Annotated in this window: 27 protein-coding genes and 1 riboswitch; of the genes, 24 read left to right on the forward strand and 3 right to left on the reverse strand. The window is 37.3% G+C overall.

Features of this window, described 5'->3' with window-relative positions:
* Positions 1 to 89 precede the first annotated feature (89 nt).
* From MOC86_RS06030 to sufB, 15 genes are all read left to right on the forward strand, one after another.
* On the forward strand, positions 90 to 446 hold the full coding sequence (locus MOC86_RS06030; RefSeq protein WP_268583260.1) for an arsenate reductase family protein: 357 nt from the start codon (positions 90 to 92) through the stop codon (positions 444 to 446).
* A gap of 162 nt (positions 447 to 608) precedes the next feature.
* Positions 609 to 989: a glycine cleavage system protein GcvH gene (gcvH, locus tag MOC86_RS06035; RefSeq protein ID WP_268583261.1), complete on the forward strand. Its 381-nt coding sequence runs from the start codon at positions 609 to 611 to the stop codon at positions 987 to 989.
* A 125-nt stretch (positions 990 to 1,114) separates the two neighbouring features.
* Positions 1,115 to 1,360, forward strand: a complete 246-nt coding sequence (locus MOC86_RS06040) for a YusG family protein (RefSeq protein ID WP_040060178.1) — start codon at positions 1,115 to 1,117, stop codon at positions 1,358 to 1,360.
* Positions 1,361 to 1,511: 151 nt separating this feature from the next.
* Positions 1,512 to 1,859, forward strand: a complete 348-nt coding sequence (locus MOC86_RS06045; RefSeq protein WP_019395008.1) for a toprim domain-containing protein — start codon at positions 1,512 to 1,514, stop codon at positions 1,857 to 1,859.
* A 15-nt stretch (positions 1,860 to 1,874) separates the two neighbouring features.
* Positions 1,875 to 2,195 carry a thioredoxin family protein gene (locus MOC86_RS06050; RefSeq protein ID WP_268583343.1) on the forward strand — a complete coding sequence of 107 codons (321 nt, stop codon included), beginning with the start codon at positions 1,875 to 1,877 and terminating at the stop codon, positions 2,193 to 2,195.
* A 149-nt stretch (positions 2,196 to 2,344) separates the two neighbouring features.
* Positions 2,345 to 2,710 carry an SCP2 sterol-binding domain-containing protein gene (locus MOC86_RS06055; RefSeq protein ID WP_268583262.1) on the forward strand — a complete coding sequence of 122 codons (366 nt, stop codon included), beginning with the start codon at positions 2,345 to 2,347 and terminating at the stop codon, positions 2,708 to 2,710.
* A gap of 103 nt (positions 2,711 to 2,813) precedes the next feature.
* A riboswitch (SAM riboswitch) is annotated at positions 2,814 to 2,927 on the forward strand.
* Positions 2,928 to 3,102: 175 nt separating this feature from the next.
* The gene (locus MOC86_RS06060) at positions 3,103 to 4,128 is read left to right on the forward strand and encodes a methionine ABC transporter ATP-binding protein (RefSeq protein ID WP_243516710.1); all 1,026 of its coding nucleotides are present in this window, start codon (positions 3,103 to 3,105) and stop codon (positions 4,126 to 4,128) included.
* Complete coding sequence (locus MOC86_RS06065) at positions 4,121 to 4,789, forward strand: methionine ABC transporter permease (protein WP_243516721.1); 669 nt, start codon at positions 4,121 to 4,123, stop codon at positions 4,787 to 4,789. Before MOC86_RS06060 ends, MOC86_RS06065 begins: the two co-directional genes overlap by 8 nt.
* A gap of 41 nt (positions 4,790 to 4,830) precedes the next feature.
* Positions 4,831 to 5,658, forward strand: coding sequence for a MetQ/NlpA family ABC transporter substrate-binding protein (locus MOC86_RS06070; protein ID WP_268583264.1), 828 nt, complete (start codon positions 4,831 to 4,833; stop codon positions 5,656 to 5,658).
* A 121-nt stretch (positions 5,659 to 5,779) separates the two neighbouring features.
* Positions 5,780 to 6,142, forward strand: a complete 363-nt coding sequence (locus MOC86_RS06075) for a carboxymuconolactone decarboxylase family protein (RefSeq protein ID WP_268583265.1) — start codon at positions 5,780 to 5,782, stop codon at positions 6,140 to 6,142.
* Between the two features lie 325 nt (positions 6,143 to 6,467).
* A complete protein-coding gene (gene sufC, locus MOC86_RS06080) occupies positions 6,468 to 7,253 on the forward strand; it encodes a Fe-S cluster assembly ATPase SufC (RefSeq protein WP_040060177.1) in 786 nt (261 codons plus the stop codon).
* Positions 7,254 to 7,276: 23 nt separating this feature from the next.
* Positions 7,277 to 8,581 (forward strand): Fe-S cluster assembly protein SufD, encoded by a 1,305-nt coding sequence (sufD, locus tag MOC86_RS06085; protein ID WP_268583266.1) that lies wholly within the window; start codon positions 7,277 to 7,279, stop codon positions 8,579 to 8,581.
* Positions 8,581 to 9,801, forward strand: a complete 1,221-nt coding sequence (locus MOC86_RS06090) for a cysteine desulfurase (RefSeq protein ID WP_268583267.1) — start codon at positions 8,581 to 8,583, stop codon at positions 9,799 to 9,801. The genes sufD and MOC86_RS06090 overlap by 1 nt, the downstream gene beginning before the upstream one ends.
* Positions 9,791 to 10,237, forward strand: a complete 447-nt coding sequence (gene sufU, locus MOC86_RS06095; RefSeq protein WP_268583268.1) for a Fe-S cluster assembly sulfur transfer protein SufU — start codon at positions 9,791 to 9,793, stop codon at positions 10,235 to 10,237. The genes MOC86_RS06090 and sufU overlap by 11 nt, the downstream gene beginning before the upstream one ends.
* A gap of 46 nt (positions 10,238 to 10,283) precedes the next feature.
* Positions 10,284 to 11,681, forward strand: coding sequence for a Fe-S cluster assembly protein SufB (gene sufB / locus MOC86_RS06100; RefSeq protein WP_243516730.1), 1,398 nt, complete (start codon positions 10,284 to 10,286; stop codon positions 11,679 to 11,681).
* A gap of 49 nt (positions 11,682 to 11,730) precedes the next feature.
* Here the strand turns inward: sufB and MOC86_RS06105 are convergent, their stop codons facing one another.
* Positions 11,731 to 11,862 carry a hypothetical protein gene (locus tag MOC86_RS06105; RefSeq protein WP_268583270.1) on the reverse strand — a complete coding sequence of 44 codons (132 nt, stop codon included), beginning with the start codon at positions 11,860 to 11,862 and terminating at the stop codon, positions 11,731 to 11,733.
* A 253-nt stretch (positions 11,863 to 12,115) separates the two neighbouring features.
* Here MOC86_RS06105 and MOC86_RS06110 point away from each other — a divergent pair, with 253 nt between their 5' ends.
* The 6 genes from MOC86_RS06110 to MOC86_RS06135 all read left to right on the forward strand — a co-directional run bounded on the left by MOC86_RS06110 (position 12,116) and on the right by MOC86_RS06135 (position 16,956).
* Entirely contained in the window at positions 12,116 to 12,991 is an 876-nt protein-coding gene (locus MOC86_RS06110; protein ID WP_268583273.1) for an SDR family oxidoreductase, read from the forward strand.
* Positions 12,992 to 13,096: 105 nt separating this feature from the next.
* On the forward strand, positions 13,097 to 13,960 hold the full coding sequence (locus MOC86_RS06115; protein WP_268583345.1) for a DUF72 domain-containing protein: 864 nt from the start codon (positions 13,097 to 13,099) through the stop codon (positions 13,958 to 13,960).
* Between the two features lie 64 nt (positions 13,961 to 14,024).
* The gene (locus MOC86_RS06120; RefSeq protein ID WP_019395024.1) at positions 14,025 to 14,327 is read left to right on the forward strand and encodes a YunC family protein; all 303 of its coding nucleotides are present in this window, start codon (positions 14,025 to 14,027) and stop codon (positions 14,325 to 14,327) included.
* A gap of 89 nt (positions 14,328 to 14,416) precedes the next feature.
* Entirely contained in the window at positions 14,417 to 15,181 is a 765-nt protein-coding gene (yunB, locus tag MOC86_RS06125) for a sporulation protein YunB (RefSeq protein ID WP_268583274.1), read from the forward strand.
* Between the two features lie 153 nt (positions 15,182 to 15,334).
* Positions 15,335 to 16,849, forward strand: a complete 1,515-nt coding sequence (locus MOC86_RS06130; RefSeq protein WP_268583275.1) for a sodium-dependent transporter — start codon at positions 15,335 to 15,337, stop codon at positions 16,847 to 16,849.
* Entirely contained in the window at positions 16,849 to 16,956 is a 108-nt protein-coding gene (locus tag MOC86_RS06135) for a methionine/alanine import family NSS transporter small subunit (RefSeq protein ID WP_268583276.1), read from the forward strand. The genes MOC86_RS06130 and MOC86_RS06135 overlap by 1 nt, the downstream gene beginning before the upstream one ends.
* A gap of 35 nt (positions 16,957 to 16,991) precedes the next feature.
* Here MOC86_RS06135 and MOC86_RS06140 read toward each other — a convergent pair whose 3' ends face one another.
* Positions 16,992 to 17,993 (reverse strand): M23 family metallopeptidase, encoded by a 1,002-nt coding sequence (locus MOC86_RS06140; protein WP_419146603.1) that lies wholly within the window; start codon positions 17,991 to 17,993, stop codon positions 16,992 to 16,994.
* A gap of 233 nt (positions 17,994 to 18,226) precedes the next feature.
* Here MOC86_RS06140 and lipA point away from each other — a divergent pair, with 233 nt between their 5' ends.
* A complete protein-coding gene (gene lipA / locus MOC86_RS06145; protein ID WP_019395029.1) occupies positions 18,227 to 19,123 on the forward strand; it encodes a lipoyl synthase in 897 nt (298 codons plus the stop codon).
* Between the two features lie 38 nt (positions 19,124 to 19,161).
* Here lipA and MOC86_RS06150 read toward each other — a convergent pair whose 3' ends face one another.
* Positions 19,162 to 19,743 (reverse strand): YhcN/YlaJ family sporulation lipoprotein, encoded by a 582-nt coding sequence (locus MOC86_RS06150; protein ID WP_268583277.1) that lies wholly within the window; start codon positions 19,741 to 19,743, stop codon positions 19,162 to 19,164.
* 115 nt (positions 19,744 to 19,858) lie between these two features.
* Between MOC86_RS06150 and MOC86_RS06155 the strand changes: the two genes are divergently transcribed.
* Positions 19,859 to 20,134 carry a YutD family protein gene (locus MOC86_RS06155; protein WP_019395031.1) on the forward strand — a complete coding sequence of 92 codons (276 nt, stop codon included), beginning with the start codon at positions 19,859 to 19,861 and terminating at the stop codon, positions 20,132 to 20,134.
* Positions 20,135 to 20,300: 166 nt separating this feature from the next.
* Positions 20,301 to 20,738 carry a DUF86 domain-containing protein gene (locus tag MOC86_RS06160; RefSeq protein WP_268583278.1) on the forward strand — a complete coding sequence of 146 codons (438 nt, stop codon included), beginning with the start codon at positions 20,301 to 20,303 and terminating at the stop codon, positions 20,736 to 20,738.
* Positions 20,739 to 20,750 lie beyond the last annotated feature (12 nt).

The raw sequence follows: 20,750 nt of genomic DNA on the forward strand, positions 1-20,750 counted from the left end.
AGGGAGAGCGTTCGAGCTTTCCTTGTTTTTTAATGAAGATTCACGATAAAATGAGAAAGAAAATATATGGAATTATGGTGGTGTAATAAATGAGTATAACAATATATGAATATCCAAAATGTAGTACATGTCGAAATGCAAAGAAATGGCTTGATGAACATAATGTGGAATATAACGCAATACATATTGTAGAAAATCCTCCTTCAAAAGAAGAAATTAAGGAACTTTATGAAAAGAGCGGTTTAGAGCTAAAGAAATTCTTTAATACAAGTGGTAAAAAGTATCGTGAGCTTGGATTAAAAGATAAAGTAGCTTCTGCTTCAAATGAAGAACTTTTTGAAATTTTAGCTTCAGATGGCATGCTTTTAAAACGACCGATTGTGACAGATGGGGAGAAAGTAACGGTTGGGTTTAAAGATGAGATGTTTCAGAAAGAATGGAAATAGAAGGATAATGCTTATTAAAAGTTTTTCTTATTTTAGAATGCTTTCAAATAGAAAATATTCTATTTTTACGTTACAATTAAGATAATATGCGAGCGTTTATGTGCTCCCTTTGATAACGAATAAAAATGATAAGAAAATGAACGATGTATGGAGGGAACTAGAATGAATTTACCAAAAGATTTACGTTATTCAGAAGAACACGAGTGGGTAAAAGTTGAGGGTGACAAAGTAACAATCGGAATTACTGACTTTGCGCAATCAGAACTAGGCGATATCGTATTTGTTGAGCTTCCTGAAGTAGGAGCAACAATTGAAGCGGACGAGCCTTTTGGAAGCGTTGAGTCTGTTAAAACAGTATCTGAGTTGTACGCACCAATTAGTGGAAAAGTAGTTGAAATCAACGAAAACCTAGATGACAGCCCAGAGTTTGTTAATGAATCTCCATACGAAAATGCATGGATGATTGTTTTGGAGCCTGATAATAAGGGAGATATTGAGAAATTAATGACAGCAGAAGAATATCAAAAAATGATTTCAGAATAAAAAAAAGGAATGTTTCCAAATGGGAAACATTCCTTTTTTCTTTTGGAAAGGGAAAAATTTCATTTATGAACCCTTTGCTTTCAGGAGAATCTATAGTTAGATTCGTCTAGAAGGAGTGAAGCTTAATGTTAGAAAAGCGTCATATTGATGTAACGGACCGAGTTGTCGGAAAGTATGTAAATGATGAATTGAATTTATACGTTGAAAATGAACCGATTGGGAAGATGACTGTTAACGAGCAAGGAAAATCAGAGTATCAGTTAAATAACGGATATCAATATCGCGATAATAAATTTTACCAACATACAGATGTTACAACAGGTAAAGACATGAAGTACACCGATTGTGACAATGAAGAAGGTTGGTGCTAAAAAGCAGCGGGATTCCGCTGCTTTTTCTCTTAAAGAAAGCATTTTACAAAATTAAATATGAAGAAACAGGGGAAAAGACGTGAGAAAGCGAATACTGTATACTAAAGGATAAATGGATATTGGTGTACATTCTAACAAACAGGTGATGACAATGGTAGAAGGTATGGATAAGGTAATTATTGTTGAGGGAAGATCGGATAAAAAAAGAATTGAAAACATTATTAGAGAACCGATTGAGATCATTTGTACAAATGGCACGCTTAGCGTTGCCAAACTTGATGAAATTATTGATGCCACATTCGACAGAGACGTCTATATATTAGTCGATTCAGACGATGCTGGTGATAAACTTAGAAAACAATTTCGTCGTGAATTTCCTGAAGCAGAACATCTTTATATTGATCGAGCTTATCGAGAAGTAGCTGCTGCACCAAGAAACCATATTGCAACCGTGTTGTTGAGTGCTAATATTGATATCAACACAGAATTTTTAGTTTAAAGGATTTGGTTAATGATGCAGGAATGGACAGAAGAGATTGTAAATGAAAATATAAACAAAGACGGATATCGCTTTCTCTATTTTTACACACCACTTTGTGGAACATGTCAGCTTGCAAAGAAGATGCTTGAAGTAAGTGAGAAAGTGCTACCAGATGTAAATATTGGAGCAGCTAATTTAAACTATATGCCAGATAAGGCAAGTGAATTTAAGATAGAAAGTGTGCCGTGTTTGCTCATTTTGAAAGATGGGAAATTAGAAGAAAAAGTATATGCTTTTCATTCAGTTGAAAACATTATTGGAAAATTAGGTGCTTATGAAAGTGCTTTACGCTAATGTAAAGCACTTTTTGACATATTTCTTAGGAAATAAAGGTGTTACGACATTGTTTGAAGTTTAAGAAAAGAGATTGTCGAGAAAAAGAACAAGGAACAGGAAAAAAAAGAGAGAACTTTAACAATACGAGAAAAAAGGAGTGTAAGCGGATGAAACTAAAAACATTAGTTCACAGTTTTATGAAACGCCTTACTAAAAGCGCTCACTTACTGCCGTTAATGGGAGAAGAATATTTTGTTATTTCTCTTCAAGATGAAACAGATTCCTATTCCTTGCTTATTTCAAAAGACGAGCAAATTGTTGTGTCTGGATTAGTTCAACAAGCGAACGTTCGGATTCAGGGTGATAATAAAAGTTATTATGATTTACTACTAAGTTTAGAAGCTCTGCAGAAGCTAAGTAAACAGCACCAAGTGGTTATAGAAGGTAGTTTTGCAGACGTTCTGAAAGCTGAAATGTTGATTAAACTGGCTACGAAAGAGCAAAAAGGAAAAGTTGTACAGTTAGCCTCATAGCAAAAAATAGAAATGTTATCACTGTTGAAAATTATTTGACATTGTTTATGATAGGTGCTACAATCACTCTCGTAACTTCTAATCGTTTAATTAAATATTGCAACTCTTATCAAGAGAGGTGGAGGGACTGTGCCCGATGAAGCCCGGCAACCGTCAGATAATCTGAAAAGGTGCCAATTCCTGCAAAGTTGTGTAATACGACTTTGAGAGATGAGAGAGAGGCTTGAACATACACAACCTTTCTGCTCGTCGTGCAGAAAGGTTTTTTTATTATGCTGAAAAGATTTTGTTTGGGGATACTATTCTTCATTACTAGGCCTCTTTATCGGAAAAAACTGACTTTTTAAACGATAAACAAGAATAACTGACAGATCGAAGAAGGTGAATACGCAATGATTACATTGAAGAACGTCAACAAGACATACAAAACAAAATCAGGTGAAGTTGTAGCAGTCAAAGACGTCAATCTCGAAGTTGGGAAGGGAGAAATCTTTGGGATTATTGGTTACAGCGGAGCCGGGAAAAGTACGATGGTTCGGCTTTTTAACGGCCTTGAGAAACCTACAAGTGGGGATGTCGTAGTAGCAGATAACAACATTGGTCATATAAAGGGCGAACAGCTTCGAAAAGCTCGTCAAGAAATAGGAATGATCTTTCAACATTTCAATTTATTATGGTCTCGAACTGTACGTGATAATATTTCGTTTCCTCTTGAAATTGCTGGAGTACCAAAGAAAGAGAGACAAAAAAGAGCAGAGGAGCTTATTAAGCTTGTTGGGCTTGAAGGGCGCGAGAAAGCTTACCCTTCTCAATTAAGTGGAGGGCAAAAACAAAGGGTTGGAATTGCGAGAGCACTTGCTAACAATCCAAAAGTCCTTCTTTGTGATGAAGCAACTTCAGCACTTGATCCTCAAACAACAGATTCGATTTTAGATTTACTTGTAGACATTAATAAAAAATTAGGACTAACAATTGTCCTTATTACGCATGAAATGCATGTTATTCGCAAAATTTGCCATCGTGTAGCAGTGATGGAGAGCGGGAATATTGTGGAGCATGGGGAAGTATTAGAAGTCTTCCGCAATCCACAGCAGAACGTAACAAAACGTTTCGTGAAGCAAATAGCAGAAGCAGAAGATGCTTCTGAAACAATCTCTACTTTAGTAGAACGCTATAAGAGCGGACGGATTGTACAGCTCACATTTATCGGAGATGATGCAGAGCAGCCGCTTATTACTCAACTTATCCGAAAGTTTGATATTGCGGTAAACATTGTACAAGGGAAAGTGTCTCAGCTCCAAGATGGTGCGTACGGTACATTATTTATTCATCTTGATGGAAATGAAGAAGAACTAAACAAGGCATTAGCCTTTTTACAACAAGAGAACATCGAAGTAGAGGTGATCAATCATGTTTAGTGAATGGTTTCCAAACGTTGACTTAGAGTCTTTTCAACAAGCAACAGTTGAGACGCTCTATATGACATCTATCTCAGTTATTGCAACGTTTATTTTAGGGATTTTACTTGGACTCTTATTATTTTTAACATCTAAGGGAAGTCTATGGGAAAACAAGTTCTTTAACACGATTATTGCTGTTATTGTGAACGTATTTCGTTCCATTCCCTTTATCATTTTAATCATTCTATTGCTTCCTTTTACAAACTTTATAATTGGTTCTATGTTTGGTCCAAAAGCAGCTCTTCCAGCATTAATTATTGGAGCAGCCCCTTTCTATGCGCGACTTGTAGAAATTGCGCTTCGTGAAATTGATCGTGGCGTTATTGAAGCAGCTCAAGCAATGGGAGCGAAAACAAGAACTATCATTTTCAAAGTATTGTTACCAGAGTCATTGCCAGCCCTTATTTCAGGTATTACTGTAACAGCTATTGCTCTTATTGGATACACAGCAGTAGCGGCAGCAATTGGGGCAGGAGGACTTGGCGCTCTAGCATATGACCAAGGATTTAAACGTAATGAGAATGATGTAACATTTTTAGCAACAGCATTAATTTTAGTTATTGTATTTATTCTTCAATTTATTGGCGACTTAGCGACAAAGAAAATCGACAAACGCTAATGTGCTATAAACTAATTTTGAAATAAAAGGAGAGTCATTACATGAAAAAGTTATTTGCATCAGCTGTCCTAGCTTTATCTGTGACAAGCCTTGCAGCTTGTGGTTCAAGCGGTGGTAGCGACAGCTCTAAAGAAAAAGAAATTAAAATTGTAGCAACAAGTACTCCACACGCTGAGATTTTAGAAGAAGCAGCCTCAATTTTAGAGAAGAAAGACATCAAGCTTGATGTTGAAGTGAACGATGATTACAGTTTACAAAACAAAATGCTAGCTAGTGGTGAAGTTGATGCAAACTTTTTCCAACATACACCATACCTTAAAAATGCAATGAAGGAAGACAAAAGCTTTGATCTTGTAAGTGCAGGTGGCGTACACCTTGAGCCAATGGGTGTATACTCTAAAAAATATAAAAACCTTGATGAAATTCCTAAAAACGGAACAATTATGATTAGTAATAACGTAGCAGAAGAAGGACGCATGCTTTCTCTTTTACAACAAGGCGGTCTTATTAAACTAAAAGAAGGCGTTGACCCTGTTTCAGCAACGAAGAAAGATATTGTAGAAAATAAGAAAAATATCAACATTAAAGTTGGTGGAGATGCTGCTTTAATGCCAAAAGCATATGAAAATGAAGAAGCAGCCGCAGTTATTATTAACACTAACTATGCAATCGGAGCTGACTTAACGCCAACAAAAGATGCGATTGAGTTAGAAGGAGAAGATTCACCATACGTGAATATCGTTGCAGTTAAAAAAGGTGACGAAGATCGTGAAGAAATTAAAGAACTTATGAAAGTTCTTCATTCAAAAGAGATTCAAGACTTTATTAAAGAGAAATATAAAGGTTCTATCATTCCAGTTTCAAAATAATTTGGAAAGGGGGCGCATTTGCGCTCCCTTTTTTATTTTTATGAAAGGTGCAGAAAGCATACATTTTTTTCTAGAAGACCATACTAATGTTGAAAAGTTTAAAGAAGTGGAGTTGATAGGGATGGATACAGGTCAAAATTCAACAGACCAGGCGTTGCATGCGTATAAAGTAGGTATCGGTGAATTTACACAGAGGCTTCCAGATGTTGCTGAAGCATTTAACGCATTTACAGAAACATGTTTTAAAGAAGGAGAACTTTCAGCAAAACAGAAACAGCTGATTGCTCTTGGAATCAGTCTTGTAGCACAAGACGAATACTGTATTATTTACCATACAAAAGGATGTTTAGATGAAGGCGCAAGTGAGAAGGAAATTCTTGAAGCATGTGGTGTTGGCGCAGCATTTGGCGGAGGAGCAGCAATGAGTCAAGCTGTTACGCTCGTGCAAGAATGCATTGGAGAACTAGATCAGCGAACACATTAAACAAACGTTTGATTAAGGTTTCGAGATTAGTGTTCAAGCTTTACAATGCCCCTTTTTTAAAAGGGGTCTTTTACATAAGTAGGGAAAGAAACCAATAACAGCCTATTCCTTAAATTTAGTTAAAGCTTTTCCCTGTTTCTATAGTAGAAAATAGGATAGAATGAGAAGAGATTAAGAGCTAAGCCTAATAGGGAGATTAGCCTTTCTGGGTTGCCATAGGATTTTATTTGTTATAAAATTATAATGAGAATAAAATGAGAATGATTAGTAATAAAATTAATAATAAATATTGGCATATATAAGCTAATAATTGGAGGGTTTACGAATGGCAGGTTCAACATTAAAGATTACAGACCTTCATGTTGAGATTGAAGGAAAAGAGATTTTAAAAGGTGTTAACTTAGAAATTAAAGGCGGCGAAATCCACGCTGTTATGGGACCGAACGGTACTGGTAAATCAACGTTATCATCTGCAATTATGGGACACCCTAAGTATGAGGTAACAAAAGGTAGCATCACGCTTGATGGAAAAGATGTTCTTGAGATGGAAGTTGACGAACGTGCACAAGCAGGTCTTTTCCTTGCGATGCAATACCCAAGTGAAATCAGCGGTGTAACAAACGCAGATTTCCTACGTTCAGCAATTAATGCTCGTCGTGAAGAAGGTGATGAAATTTCTCTAATGAAATTCATCCGTAAATTAGATTCAAAAATGGAATTACTTGAAATGGATCAAGACATGGCACAGCGTTACCTAAACGAAGGTTTCTCTGGTGGGGAGAAGAAACGTAATGAAATTCTTCAACTTATGATGCTTGAACCAAAACTAGCAATCCTTGATGAAATTGACTCTGGTCTTGATATTGATGCATTAAAGGTTGTTTCTAAAGGAATCAATGAAATGCGCGGAGAAGACTTCGGCTGCTTAATGATTACTCACTATCAACGTTTACTTAACTACATCACACCTGATCATGTTCACGTTATGATGCAAGGACGCGTTGTTAAATCTGGTGGTCCAGAACTAGCACAACGTCTAGAATCAGAAGGCTACGACTGGATTAAAAAAGAACTTGGCATTGAAGATGAAACAGTAGGACAAGAAGCATAAAGTAAGCGTTAGGAGGAAATGTCATGACGATTGAGACAACATTACCATTTGATAAAGAGTACGTCCGTAATTACTCACAGCAGTCAGAAGAGCCAACATGGCTAACAGACATCCGCTTACAAGCTCTTGAACAAGCGGAATCTCTTCCACTGCCAAAAGCAGAAAAAACAAAGATTACAAATTGGAATTTTACAAGCTTTAAGGAGCATACAGTAGAAGGTTCTGCAATTTCTTCTATTGATGAGCTACCTGAAGTTGTACAGTCTTTAATTAATAAAGAGAATGCAAATAACCTATACGTTCAGCAAAATCAAACGGCTGTTTACTCAGAGTTAACAGCAGAGCTTAAAGAGCAAGGTGTTATTTTTACAGACATTCAAAAAGCAGCAAAAGAGCATAGTGACCTTGTACAGAAATACTTCATGCAAGGAGCAAAAGTAGACGAAAACCGTCTGACAGCTCTTCACGCAGCTCTAATGAATGGCGGCGTGTTCGTTTATGTTCCAAAGAACGTTGAAGTAAAAGAACCATTGCAAGCTGTTTTTGTTCATGAAAATGCTAAAACACCGTTATTCAACCATGTTATTGTTGTTGCTGATGATAATAGTTCTGTAACATATGTTGAGAACTACGTTTCAACAACAAATGCAGATGAAAGTATCGCAAACATCGTGACGGAAGTTTTCGCAAACAATAATGCGAAAGTAACATTTGGTGCTGTAGACTACCTTGAAGAAGGTACAACAACATATGTGAACCGTCGTGGTATTGCAGAACGCGATGGCCGTATTGAATGGGCACTTGGATTAATGAATGAAGGCAATACGGTTGCTGAAAACATTACACATCTAATCGGCGATGGTTCATATGGCGATATTAAAACAGTAACAGTTGGCCGTGGTCATCAAACACAAAACTTAACAACGAACATTACACACTTCGGTAAAAACTCTGAAGGATATATCTTAAAGCACGGCGTTATGAAGGATAGTGCATCTTCAATTTTTAACGGTATCGGTAAAATTGAGCATGGTGCATCAAAATCAAATGCTGAACAAGAATCTCGCGTTCTTATGTTAAGTGAAAAAGCACGTGGAGATGCAAATCCAATTCTTCTTATTGATGAAGATGATGTAACAGCAGGACACGCAGCTTCTGTTGGTCGCGTTGATCCGATTCAACTTTACTATCTAATGAGCCGCGGTATTTCAAAAGCTGAAGCAGAACGTCTAATTGTTTATGGTTTCCTTGACCCAGTTGTTCGCGAATTACCAATTGAAGAAGTTAAAAAACAGCTTGTTGAGGTAATCGAAAGGAAAGTTAAGTAATGAATATCCACGATATTCGTGAACAGTTTCCAATTCTACATCAAGAGGTCAATGGAAATCTGCTTGTTTATCTAGATAGTGCTGCAACATCACAGAAACCTCTAAAAGTGATTGAAGCAGTTGATAAATATTACCGTGAGTATAACTCAAACGTGCACCGCGGTGTTCATACACTTGGTACAAGAGCAACAGATGGATATGAAGGGGCTCGTGAAAAAGTACGTAAATTTATTAATGCTTCATCAACAGAGGAAGTTATTTTTACAAGAGGTACAACAACGGCTCTTAATACGATTGCTGCAAGCTATGGGCGTGCAAATGTAGGGGAAGGCGATGAAATTGTTATCACTTATATGGAGCACCATAGTAACATCATTCCATGGCAGCAAGTTGCCAAAGCAACAGGAGCTACGTTAAAATATATACCATTAACAGATGATGGTTCTTTAGATTTAGAAGAAGTGCGCAATACAGTTACATCAAACACAAAGATTGTAGCTGTTATGCACGTTTCTAACGTTCTTGGAACAATCAACCCTGTTAAAGAAATTGCTCGCATTGCTCATGAAAATGAAGCAGTTATGGTTGTAGACGGAGCACAAAGTGCGCCACATATGAAAGTGGACGTACAAGATCTTGACTGTGATTTTTATGCTTTTTCAGGACACAAAATGGGTGGTCCGACTGGTATCGGTGTTCTTTATGGAAAGAAAGCACTTCTAGAAAAAATGGAGCCTGTTGAATTTGGAGGAGAAATGATTGATTTTGTTAACCTTTATGATTCAACGTGGAAAGAGCTTCCTTGGAAATTTGAAGGTGGAACACCAATCATTGCAGGAGCTATTGGATTAGGCGCTGCAATTGATTTTCTAGAAGATGTAGGTCTTGATAACATCGCTGCACATGAGCATAAGCTTGCACAATATGCGTTAGAAAAGTTGTCAACAGTTGAAGGCATTACGATTTATGGACCGAAAGAACGCGCAGGAGTTGTAACGTTCAATCTAGATGAGGTACATCCACACGATGTAGCAACAGTACTTGATGCAGATGGAATTGCTGTTCGTGCTGGTCATCACTGTGCACAGCCTCTTATGAAGTACTTGAACGTATCTGCAACAGCTCGTGCAAGTTTCTATCTATACAATACAGAAGAAGAAATTGACCGTTTTGTTTCTTCATTAATTAAAACGAAGGAGTATTTCACAAATGTCTTTTAGTAACCTTGATACACTGTACCGTCAAGTGATTATGGATCATTATAAAAATCCTCGTAACAAGGGTAACCTTGATGACGAAACAGTGACAATTAATATGAACAACCCAACTTGTGGTGATCGAATTCAACTTTCTTTAAAAGTTGAGGATGATAAAGTCGTCGATGCGAAGTTTGATGGTGAAGGTTGTTCAATTTCATTATCAAGTGCTTCTATGATGACACAAGCTATTAAAGGCTTAAAAGTTGAAGATGCTCTTAAAATGTCAAAAGTTTTTTCAGATATGATGCAGGGAAAAGAATATGAAGATAGTAGCCTTGAATTAGAAGATATCGAAGCATTACAAGGTGTATCCCAGTTTCCAGCCCGCATTAAATGTGCAACATTAGCTTGGAAAGCAATGGAAAAAGGTTTGCACGAGAAGGATAGCGACGCATAAGTAGCTTTATGATCGTTTCAAACCAATATGTAGGGGGTAGTAAAAAATGGCGAAGAAGATGCCAGAAATCGGCGATTACAAGTACGGTTTTTCTGATAAAGACGTATCCATTTTCCGTTCAGAACGTGGTTTAACGAAAGAAATCGTAGAAGAAATTTCACGTATGAAGGAAGAGCCACAATGGATGCTTGATTTCCGTTTAAAGTCGCTTGAACATTTTTATAACATGCCAATGCCTCAATGGGGCGGAGACTTAAATAGCTTAAACTTTGATGAGATTACGTATTATGTAAAACCATCAGAGCGTTCAGAGCGTTCTTGGGATGAAGTACCTGAAGAAATTAAACAAACGTTTGATAAATTAGGAATTCCAGAAGCTGAACAAAAATATCTTGCAGGAGTGTCTGCTCAGTATGAGTCAGAAGTTGTTTACCATAACATGCAAGAAGATCTTGAAGCAAAAGGGATTGTCTTCAAGGATACAGATTCAGCACTAAAAGAAAACGAAGAGCTTTTCCGTGAACACTGGGCGAAAGTAATCCCGCCAACAGACAATAAGTTTGCAGCGCTAAACTCAGCAGTTTGGTCTGGTGGATCATTCATTTACGTACCAAAAGGTGTAAAAGTAGAAACACCTCTTCAAGCTTATTTCCGTATTAACTCAGAAAATATGGGACAGTTTGAACGTACGCTTATCATTGTTGATGAAGGCGCACATGTACACTATGTTGAAGGCTGTACAGCACCTGTTTATACAACAAACTCACTTCATAGTGCTGTTGTAGAAATCATCATCAAAAAAGATGCTTATTGTCGTTATACAACAATTCAAAACTGGGCGAACAACGTATACAACCTTGTAACAAAACGCGCAGTTTGTGAAGAAAACGCGACAATGGAATGGATTGATGGTAACATTGGTTCAAAACTTACAATGAAATATCCAGCAGTTATCTTAAAGGGTGAAGGTGCTCGTGGTATGACACTTTCTATCGCTCTAGCTGGTAAAGGTCAGCACCAAGATGCAGGAGCTAAAATGATTCACTTAGCACCAAATACGTCTTCTACAATCGTTTCTAAATCGATTTCTAAACATGGCGGAAAGGTAACATACCGTGGTATTGTTCACTTTGGTCGTCGTGCAGAAGGTGCTCGTTCTAATATTGAGTGCGATACGCTTATCATGGATAACAAATCAACATCAGATACAATTCCGTACAACGAGATTTTAAACGATAACATCTCGCTTGAACACGAAGCAAAAGTTTCAAAAGTATCTGAAGAACAGCTTTTCTATCTAATGAGCCGTGGTATCTCAGAAGAAGAAGCAACAGAAATGATCGTAATGGGCTTCATCGAGCCGTTTACAAAAGAACTTCCAATGGAATATGCGGTTGAAATGAACCGTCTTATCAAGTTCGAAATGGAAGGTTCTATTGGTTAATAAACAGAAAAAAGGGTGAACCTCTTTCAAAGAGGTTCACCCTTTTTCTTTATCGTAGAGCGTTAAGGCTTTTTTGTTTGGTTTCTTCTACCATTTTTTTTGCTTTTTGGTCTTCAATATGGTCTCTTTTCGCTTTTTCTTCAATCTTTTCTGTCTCATTGTTAGAATGAGGGATTTCCACTTGTTGATCATTCCTTTTTTAAAATTTGTAATCAAAGCAGCTTACGTACTGTCCATTAGATTGTTCTAGAAATTAAGCTTCTACCATATCTTCCTCCTCTTAAAAAGCATTCATCTATCCTTTTCCCCATTTTTTTTAGAATAAATATTATTGGAATCGTAACCTATCGCCCTGTTTAAAGAAAAATTAAACGTGGTACTGATAAATACAACAATAAAAAATAATTAAAGATAATAGCAAGGAGGAATTGAGAATGAAGGACACAAATCGACAAGTTGGCGGAACAAAAGGACAAACTCAAGATCGTCAGCCAGGAATTGAAAGTGAAATGGATCCTAGACCTGTATATGAAGAGAAGGACTATAAATATAAAGGTGCGGACAAATTAAAAAACAAAGTAGCTCTTATTACAGGTGGAGATAGCGGAATCGGTAGAGCTGTAGCAATTGCTTATGCAAAAGAAGGTGCACATGTTGCTGTTTCTTACTTAGATGAAGAAGGAGATGCAGAACTTGTTAAAGAAGCAGTAGAGAAAGAAGGAGTAAAGTGTACGCTTCATGCAGGTGACGTAGGAGATGAAGACTTCTGTAAACGTCTTATTAAAGATGTTGTAGCTGAGCATGGCCGTATTGATATTCTAGTAAACAATGCAGGTGAACAGCACCCGCAAGACGGAATTGAAAACATTTCAACAGAACAATTGCATAAAACGTTCCAAACAAACTTCTTCTCTATGTTTTATCTAACAAAAGGTACTCTTCCGTATATGAAAGAAGGAAGCACAATTATCAATACAGCTTCTATTAATGCATATAGAGGGCATGCAACTCTTATTGATTACTCTTCAACAAAAGGAGCAATTGTGGCCTTCACACGTTCAATGGCACAGTCTCTTGCAGATAAAGGGATTCGAGTGAATGGTGTAGCACCCGGTCCAATTTGGACACCGCTTATTCCGGCGACATTCCCAAAAGAACAAGTAGAAGAGTTTGGCTTAGACACTTTAATGAATAGACCAGGACAGCCTGTAGAGCACGTAGGAAGTTATGTACTGCTTGCAAGTGATGAATCATCATATATGACAGGTCAGTTCATCCACATTAATGGAGGAGCCTACATTTCAAGCTAAAAAAAAGCCGATTTCCGGCTTTTTTTTATTATTAACACTGCTCAATCGAGAAATCGAAAAGAATAGGATATAATAGAAGAAAATAAAATGGTGTGGGGTTTTGATATGATTCAAATAGGTGTAACAGGCTGGGGTGATCATGATTCCCTTTATCCAGCTGGAACAAGAAGTAATGAAAAATTAGAAGTATACAGCGGCCATTTTCCGATTGTTGAAGTGGATTCCTCATTTTATGCTGTTCAACATTCTTCAACATTTGAGAAATGGGTAGCACAAACACCAAAATCATTTGGATTTATTGTAAAGGCATATCAAGGAATGACAGGGCATTTGAAAGAAGAAATTCCTTTTGAATCGAAAGAGGAAATGTTTGAGAAGTTTAAGCTATCCATTTCTCCTCTCATAAAATCAGGTAAGCTAAAGGCTGTTCTCTTTCAATATCCGCCTTGGTTCAGATGTGAAAAAGCTTCAGTCAACTTACTGAACTATACAAAGAAAATGATGGGACCTATTCCTATTGCAATTGAATTTCGCAATAAAACATGGTTTGAAGGAGATATGAGAGAGCGTACAATATCTTATCTGAAAGAAAACGGATGGATTCACACTGTATGTGATGAACCACAGCTTCAAAGTGGAGAAGGATACGTTCCAATTGTGCCAAAGGCAACATCCAAAGAGTTAACAATTATTCGTTTTCACGGTCGTAATAGTGCAGGATGGACGAGAGGGAATCGCTCAAATGCAGAGTGGCGAAAAGTACGCTGCTTGTATCGCTATAATGAAAAGGAATTAGTAGAGTGGAAAAATCGACTTGAAGAGATGAAAAAGGAAACAAAAGAAATTTGTCTTCTTTTTAACAACAATTCAGCAGGAGATGCTGCAGATAATGCTAAGCAGATGATTGACCTTCTTGATCTAGAGTATGAAGGGCTTGCTCCAAAGCAGCTAGATTTCTTTGATTTATAACTGCCGTTAATCACCTTTCTAAATGGCTATCATACATTGACTATAGAAGGGGTGTGTAGTCAAAATGATAACGTTAGAACCGATTGTAATTGAAGGAAAAACATTCAATGCTACAACAGTTGCTTTGCCAAAAACAACGTTGCTTGTTGTCTCTAACGATAAAGGATACATTATGTGTGGTGCCCTTGATGTTGGATTATTAAACGATAAGTTAAAAGATCGCAATATTCTAGCAGGACGGGCAACAGGGGTTAAAACGATTGACCAACTCTTAGAGGCTCCTCTTGAATCTGTGACACTTTATGCAGAACAAAAAGGGATTGTGGCTGGCATGAAGGGAAAAGATGCTTTATTGAAAATGGTGTAGGAAGACGGAAGATGCCGTCTTCTTTTTTGTGAATTTAGAAATGAGCTTATCTTTTCTTGCATATATATAGTTTGTAGGGGGGATAAGCCGTGTATAGATTAAGAAGAAGACCCCATCGCAAAGGTCCTTTGCCATTTCGGTATGTATTATTGTTAAGCTTTGTTTTCTTTATTTTCTCGACGTCGCTTGGAATTTGGCTTATTAACAAAGCGGTAGAACCGACACTTATGGCTTATGCAAATATGCAAACGAAAAAAATTGCTCAGTATGTCATTAATGAAGCAATTGATAAAGAAATTACAAACCAGCTTGATCCTGAATCAGTATTTAGTACAACTGGAGAAGCAGGAGATGGCACAGCAGTAAATCTTAATACAGCTGTTGTAACAAATGTTTTAAAAGAGACAACAACACTTGTACAAAAAAGCCTGCGCGATATTGAAAAAGGAGAAGGACAAATTACAGATCCCCCTAGTGGAGTAGAAATAGAAGAAAATAAAAAACTCCGTGAAGAGGGAATTTTGTATCATATTCCACTTGGGCGTGCTACAGATAATGCGTTGCTTGCAAATCTAGGTCCAAACATTCCAGTAGAGTTTAGCACAATTGGAGCGGCCCATACAGATGTAGACACAAGTATTGAGGAGTACGGTATTAATAATGCTATGATTACTGTTTATGTGAAAGTTCAAGTTGATGTGCAAGTAGTGCTTCCGTTTGCAACAGACGTAGCTAGGGTAACAACGAAAGTTCCTGTTGCAATGAGAATTCATGAAGGAAGTGTACCAGACTATTACAATAGAGGCGGAGACGGGAATGGAGCAGCTATAGAGCTTCCTAATAAGAAAGAATAAAAAAGGGAAAGAAGTAATCTTTCTCTTTTTTATTCTGAAAAGAAAAACTATTTTGACAAAAGAGAATAGTATGGTTATAATGTTTTAAGAAAAATACATCTAATGTCCTAAATAGTCAGAAAAATTAGAAATTTACACAAAGGAGAGAGAAAAATGGACAATCGTCCTCAGTGGGGAACAAGAACAGGTTTCATTTTAGCTGCAGCTGGCTCAGCAGTAGGGTTAGGGAATATTTGGAGGTTTCCAGCTGTAGCATATGAAAATGGGGGTGGAGCTTTTCTTATTCCTTATCTTTTTGCATTATTAACAGCTGGTATTCCATTACTCGTAATGGAGTTTACTATTGGTCACAAATATCGTGGTTCATCACCACTTTCTTTTGCTAGGTTGAATAAGAAAGTCGAATGGCTTGGATGGTGGCAAGTTGGGATTTCATTTGTTATTGCAACATATTATGCCATTATCATTGCATGGGCTATGTCTTATACAGTGTTCTCATTTGACTTAAGCTGGGGTTCTGATCCCGAATCGTTTCTTTATGGAACTCATTTACAGCTGACTGAGCAAGAGGGACAGTTCGGAGGGATGAACTATAGTGTACTTATTCCGTTAGCCATCGTTTGGATTGTTGTATTAGGTATTTTAATTAAGGGAATTAAAAAGGGCATTGAAATAGCTAATAAGATATTCCTTCCTACATTAGTTGTTTTGTTTTTAATTATTGTTATTCGAGCTCTAACACTTGATGGGGCAATCGAAGGTCTTAATGCCTTTTTTACACCAAACTGGGAAACAATCACAAGTGGAAAAGTATGGGTAGCTGCATACGGACAAATCTTCTTTAGTTTATCAATTGGTTTTGCAATCATGGTTACTTATTCAAGCTATCTTCCAAAGAAGTCTGATATAACAAACAATGCGTTTATTACAGCATTTTTTAATTCAGGATTTGAACTTTTAGCAGGTATTGGAGTATTCTCGGTACTTGGATTTATGGCTATGCAACAAGGAGTGGACATTAGTGAGGTAGTAAAAGGTGGAGTTGGACTTGCATTTGTAGTTTTTCCGCAAATTATTAATGAATTTCCTGCTTTTAATCAATTCTTTGGTGTTCTTTTCTTCTTATCACTTGTACTTGCGGGCTTAACATCTCTCATCTCTATTGTGGAGACATTTGTAGCTGGAATTCAGGATAAGTTTCATGTTTCACGTACAAAAGCTGTAGCTGTTGGTGGGGGATTAGCAGCTGTTTTTTCTCTTTTATATGCAACAAAAGGTGGTCTTTACTTCCTTGATGTTATAGATTATTTCATTAATAACTTAGGGGTAGCATTAGCAGGTCTTGTAGAAGTAATTGCTATTGGATGGATATTCCGTCAGCTTCACTCTCTTCAGAACCATGCAAACGGTGTATCAGATATCATGCTTGGTGGGTGGTGGAAGCTATGTTTACTATTTATTACACCTCTTGTTCTAGGATATATGATGTTTGAGAATATTCGTCAAAATTTACTAGAAAATTATGAAGGTTATGCTACATCATTCGTTGTTTCATACGGATGGATTGTAGCTGGAGGAGTCATCCTGCTAGGTATCTTATTCTCTTTAAAAGGATGGAGTAAAATATCTTTATCAGTTCCGACCGACAAGAAGGAGGTTTCAAAGTAATGGGAACAAGTGCAGTTGTAATGATGGTTCTTGGAATGACAATTATTTGGGGTGGGCTAATCGCAAGTATTTCTAATGTTATCATTAAAGCGAAAAAACAACAGTAAAAAAAGAGAGCCTTTTTTAAAGACTCTCTTTTAATTTATTTTTTGGCTGCTTTTTGACGATCTGCTCGTTCCCACATTTTTAAATGTGAGTAAGGGTCAAAAGACCACTCAGTTCGCCCATTGTCTTTATACATCCCATAATGAAGATGAGGTGGGAATTTTCCTGATGTTCCAGGCGGGCCATAACCAGTGCTTCCAACACCGCCGACAACCATTCCTGGCTCCACAACCTGCCCAACTTCAAGATCTTTCGTAAATCCGCTTAAGTGAGCAAAGTAGTGATAAGTATTATTTACATCGCGTATGCCAAGCCGCCATCCGCCATATCTATTCCAACCTTTCATTTCAATAATTCCATAGCAAGTAGAACGCACAGGAACGCTGTAGTTGGCAAAGATGTCTGTTCCTTCATGGATGCGACGTCCGCCCCATCCACGTGCATCTCCCCATGTGTTTTTGTAGCTGAAATTAGCGTTGAGCGGGAGCGGGAAAGCATGATGATCTAAATCTAGAGTGCCAAAAGTTTTAAAGAGCTTTGCATGTCCTAGAATGATACTTACAGTTCGGTCACGATGATAATATTGCCAAAGGCCAATCTTAATTTGAGAAGGGGTAATTCCATATGACTGCAAATACGAACCAATTGTATATAAAATGTCTTCGTCGTCATACTGATCCGCTTTTCCATCACCATTTCCATCTTTCCCTATTCCTCCAAACAAGGAGATAACTGTTTCATTCTGAGCCTCTTTATGAGGATTCATTAGTCCAACCCAACGGCTTGGCTCGATATAAATCCCAAGTGCTCCTTTTTCATGCGGAATATCTTTATGAGTGCGTCGGACTTGGCGCTCATATTGATCAATTCCAGCAAAGTAATACCAAGGAATATGTGTTGTTGCTTCTGCTTTTTTATACAAGCTCATACGTTCTTCACGAAGCGTTTTTTCATCTTTTTCATTCTCCGCGCTAAAAGCAGCTTGCACATTACTAAAGAAAAAACTAACTATAAATAAACCAATAAATAAGGTTCGCAACGAAAAGTCCTCCTTTCTTCAAACTGCTATTCATTAGTGTGTGAAAAAGTTTTTTTTTCATAAACTTAAAATTATGGAAAAGCCTTTTTATGGGGCACAGAACTCATGGAAGAATAAGCAAGCAAGCTTGTCTATTTAATGGTAAATATGATAAAGTGGCATAGGATTGACTTATTATTTACTTAAAAATTTTTTAAAAAATAACAACTTTTATATGATGGAGATGATGGGATATGGCAACGAAAGAAGATCATATTCGTAAACCAGATTGGTTAAAAATTAAGCTAAACACAAATGAGAACTATACAGGCTTAAAGAAGATGATGAGAGAAAACAATCTTCATACAGTGTGTGAGGAAGCAAAATGTCCGAATATTCATGAATGCTGGGCAGTACGTCGTACAGCTACGTTCATGATTCTAGGTGCTGTATGTACACGTGCCTGTCGTTTCTGTGCGGTAAAAACAGGTTTACCGACAGAGCTAGATTTACAAGAGCCGGAACGCGTAGCAGATTCCGTTCAACTTATGAACCTAAAACACGCAGTTATCACAGCTGTAGCTCGTGATGATTTAAAAGACGGCGGCGCCCAAGTATTTGCGGAAACAGTTCGCGCTGTACGTAGAAAAAATCCATTTACAACAATTGAGGTTCTTCCTTCAGATATGGGTGGAGTGGAAGAAAACTTAAAAATGTTAATGGACGCTCGTCCCGACATCTTAAATCACAACATTGAAACTGTTCGAAATCTTACTAAGAGAGTTCGTGCTCGTGCTACATATGACCGCTCATTAGAGTTTTTACGCCGTGCAAAAGAGATGCAGCCTGATATTCCAACGAAATCAAGTCTTATGGTTGGTCTTGGAGAAACAAAAGAAGAGATTATTGAAACAATGGATGACTTACGTGCAAATAACGTAGATATCATGACAATTGGTCAATATCTACAACCATCTAAAAAACATCTTAAAGTACAGAAATATTATCATCCAGATGAGTTTGAAGAGTTAAAAAATATTGCTTTAACAAAAGGCTTCAGCCACGTTGAAGCAGGTCCTCTTGTTCGTTCTTCTTATCATGCTGATGAGCAAGTAAATGCAGCTTCAAAAGCACGTCAAGAAAAAGCATAAATAAAAACAACACGCGTTAATAAAACGCGTGTTGTTTTTTATTCGCCATTTGCGTTTTCATTATTGTTAACTTCTTTCCCTTGTGGTGAAGTTTTCATCTTTTCTATCGTCTTATTCAACGTGTCTCGAAACTCGTCTGAAGCTGTAGCAGAGTTTCCGTTGCTTAAACGTTCAATAAGGTCTAGATGTTCCTCGTTATCAGAAACGTATACGTGGTAGTAACGAGGCACAACAGATAAAGCTGTTCGCTTAACGCTATCTGCTGTAGCAGAGCGATTTTGTGCACTAGTCTTGTATGAAATGAGCACTTCTTTATCTGTAACAAGCGTTGCCGTATCTTCTACATTTGGAAGCGATGAGGCCATTCGGCTAATAGAGTCAGCTAATGCTTCTCGGTCTAAGTATGGAACACCTTCTTGTCGTTGTTCTTGATTTTCTCCATCATTTCTTTGACGTCTAACATAGCCATAGTTAGAGTTTGTATCATTTTCAGTATCTCGATCTGAAACGGTAATGGGAGTCGTTCCTTCATCTGTTAAAGAATCATTTTCAGCGGCGTTTTGCTGGCATGCTGCTGTGAAGAGAAGCAAACAAGAAAAAGGGAAAATAAGACGTTTCATTTAAGCACCTCCTTTCCTATTAGAATGCGACAAATACGAGCGTTTTTTTCTGTCAAATGATGGTTTCATGGGTGTTGTTATGGTATGTTAAAATGAGAGAAATGAGGTGAAGTTTTTGGTACAAGTTCAAAATAATACGTATGAATTAATTGAAGATGTTAAAGAGGGATTTCAAGAGGAGGCTTTCAAAGCACGCTACAGTGAAATTTTAAATAAATATGATTATATTGTAGGTGACTGGGGATATAATCAGCTTCGCCTAAAAGGATTTTTCGAAGATCAAAACAATCGTTCAACATATGACACGAAAATTAGCACGCTGCAGGAGTATTTATTTGAATACTGTAACTTTGGATGCGCTTATTTTGTGCTTCGTAAGATAAAAAAATAAAAGCCAAGGCACTTTATTAAAGGCTTTGGCTTTTATTTTTTTGATGAAGTTTTACTGAGCTTTCTCCTAGGTTATTTAGTATAAGAGCTTGCCCTTGTATGGTAAACTATAGATGGAAAATACTAAAACAAAAATTAGCTTATGCAACATAAGGGGATGAGTAAGCATGTATTTTGTTGATCGAGGTCGTATTGAAAAGATATTGGTTCACTTTGAGGAGCAGTATGCGCTTTTTTTACATCATGAAAAATGGGAAAGCGAACTGGAGCTACGAGCTCTTGAGCGAATTGGTCACATTCTCATCGAAGGCATTCTAGATGTTGGGAACGATATGATTGACGGCTTTATTATGAGAGATCCGGGAAGCTATGATGATATTGTAGATATTTTGCATGATGAGAAAGTTATTACAAGCGAAGACGAAGGGTTACTAAAAGACTTTATTCGCTATCGTAAAGAGCTTGTGCAGCAGTATATAGATATTAACCATGAAGAACTTATTGAGGCTTTAAAAAGAAATGCACCGGTGCTTGAAGCATTCCCAACACGAATCCGTACATATTTGGAAAATGAACTTGGTCCTGTTTCAGCATTTAAAAACTAACAAGAACGAGTG

It is taken from the genome of Priestia endophytica (assembly GCF_026790145.1).
Classification (GTDB): domain Bacteria; phylum Bacillota; class Bacilli; order Bacillales; family Bacillaceae_H; genus Bacillus_I; species Bacillus_I endophytica_A.

Coding starts and splice junctions, on each gene's coding strand:
- MOC86_RS06030 (WP_268583260.1), top strand. CDS start 90: ATGAGTATAACAATATATGAATATCCAAAATGTAGTACATGTCGAAAT.
- gcvH (WP_268583261.1), top strand. CDS start 609: ATGAATTTACCAAAAGATTTACGTTATTCAGAAGAACACGAGTGGGTA.
- MOC86_RS06040 (WP_040060178.1), top strand. CDS start 1,115: ATGTTAGAAAAGCGTCATATTGATGTAACGGACCGAGTTGTCGGAAAG.
- MOC86_RS06045 (WP_019395008.1), top strand. CDS start 1,512: ATGGTAGAAGGTATGGATAAGGTAATTATTGTTGAGGGAAGATCGGAT.
- MOC86_RS06050 (WP_268583343.1), top strand. CDS start 1,875: ATGCAGGAATGGACAGAAGAGATTGTAAATGAAAATATAAACAAAGAC.
- MOC86_RS06055 (WP_268583262.1), top strand. CDS start 2,345: ATGAAACTAAAAACATTAGTTCACAGTTTTATGAAACGCCTTACTAAA.
- MOC86_RS06060 (WP_243516710.1), top strand. CDS start 3,103: ATGATTACATTGAAGAACGTCAACAAGACATACAAAACAAAATCAGGT.
- MOC86_RS06065 (WP_243516721.1), top strand. CDS start 4,121: ATGTTTAGTGAATGGTTTCCAAACGTTGACTTAGAGTCTTTTCAACAA.
- MOC86_RS06070 (WP_268583264.1), top strand. CDS start 4,831: ATGAAAAAGTTATTTGCATCAGCTGTCCTAGCTTTATCTGTGACAAGC.
- MOC86_RS06075 (WP_268583265.1), top strand. CDS start 5,780: ATGGATACAGGTCAAAATTCAACAGACCAGGCGTTGCATGCGTATAAA.
- sufC (WP_040060177.1), top strand. CDS start 6,468: ATGGCAGGTTCAACATTAAAGATTACAGACCTTCATGTTGAGATTGAA.
- sufD (WP_268583266.1), top strand. CDS start 7,277: ATGACGATTGAGACAACATTACCATTTGATAAAGAGTACGTCCGTAAT.
- MOC86_RS06090 (WP_268583267.1), top strand. CDS start 8,581: ATGAATATCCACGATATTCGTGAACAGTTTCCAATTCTACATCAAGAG.
- sufU (WP_268583268.1), top strand. CDS start 9,791: ATGTCTTTTAGTAACCTTGATACACTGTACCGTCAAGTGATTATGGAT.
- sufB (WP_243516730.1), top strand. CDS start 10,284: ATGGCGAAGAAGATGCCAGAAATCGGCGATTACAAGTACGGTTTTTCT.
- MOC86_RS06110 (WP_268583273.1), top strand. CDS start 12,116: ATGAAGGACACAAATCGACAAGTTGGCGGAACAAAAGGACAAACTCAA.
- MOC86_RS06115 (WP_268583345.1), top strand. CDS start 13,097: ATGATTCAAATAGGTGTAACAGGCTGGGGTGATCATGATTCCCTTTAT.
- MOC86_RS06120 (WP_019395024.1), top strand. CDS start 14,025: ATGATAACGTTAGAACCGATTGTAATTGAAGGAAAAACATTCAATGCT.
- MOC86_RS06130 (WP_268583275.1), top strand. CDS start 15,335: ATGGACAATCGTCCTCAGTGGGGAACAAGAACAGGTTTCATTTTAGCT.
- MOC86_RS06135 (WP_268583276.1), top strand. CDS start 16,849: ATGGGAACAAGTGCAGTTGTAATGATGGTTCTTGGAATGACAATTATT.
- lipA (WP_019395029.1), top strand. CDS start 18,227: ATGGCAACGAAAGAAGATCATATTCGTAAACCAGATTGGTTAAAAATT.
- MOC86_RS06150 (WP_268583277.1), bottom strand. CDS start 19,743: ATGAAACGTCTTATTTTCCCTTTTTCTTGTTTGCTTCTCTTCACAGCA.
- MOC86_RS06160 (WP_268583278.1), top strand. CDS start 20,301: ATGTATTTTGTTGATCGAGGTCGTATTGAAAAGATATTGGTTCACTTT.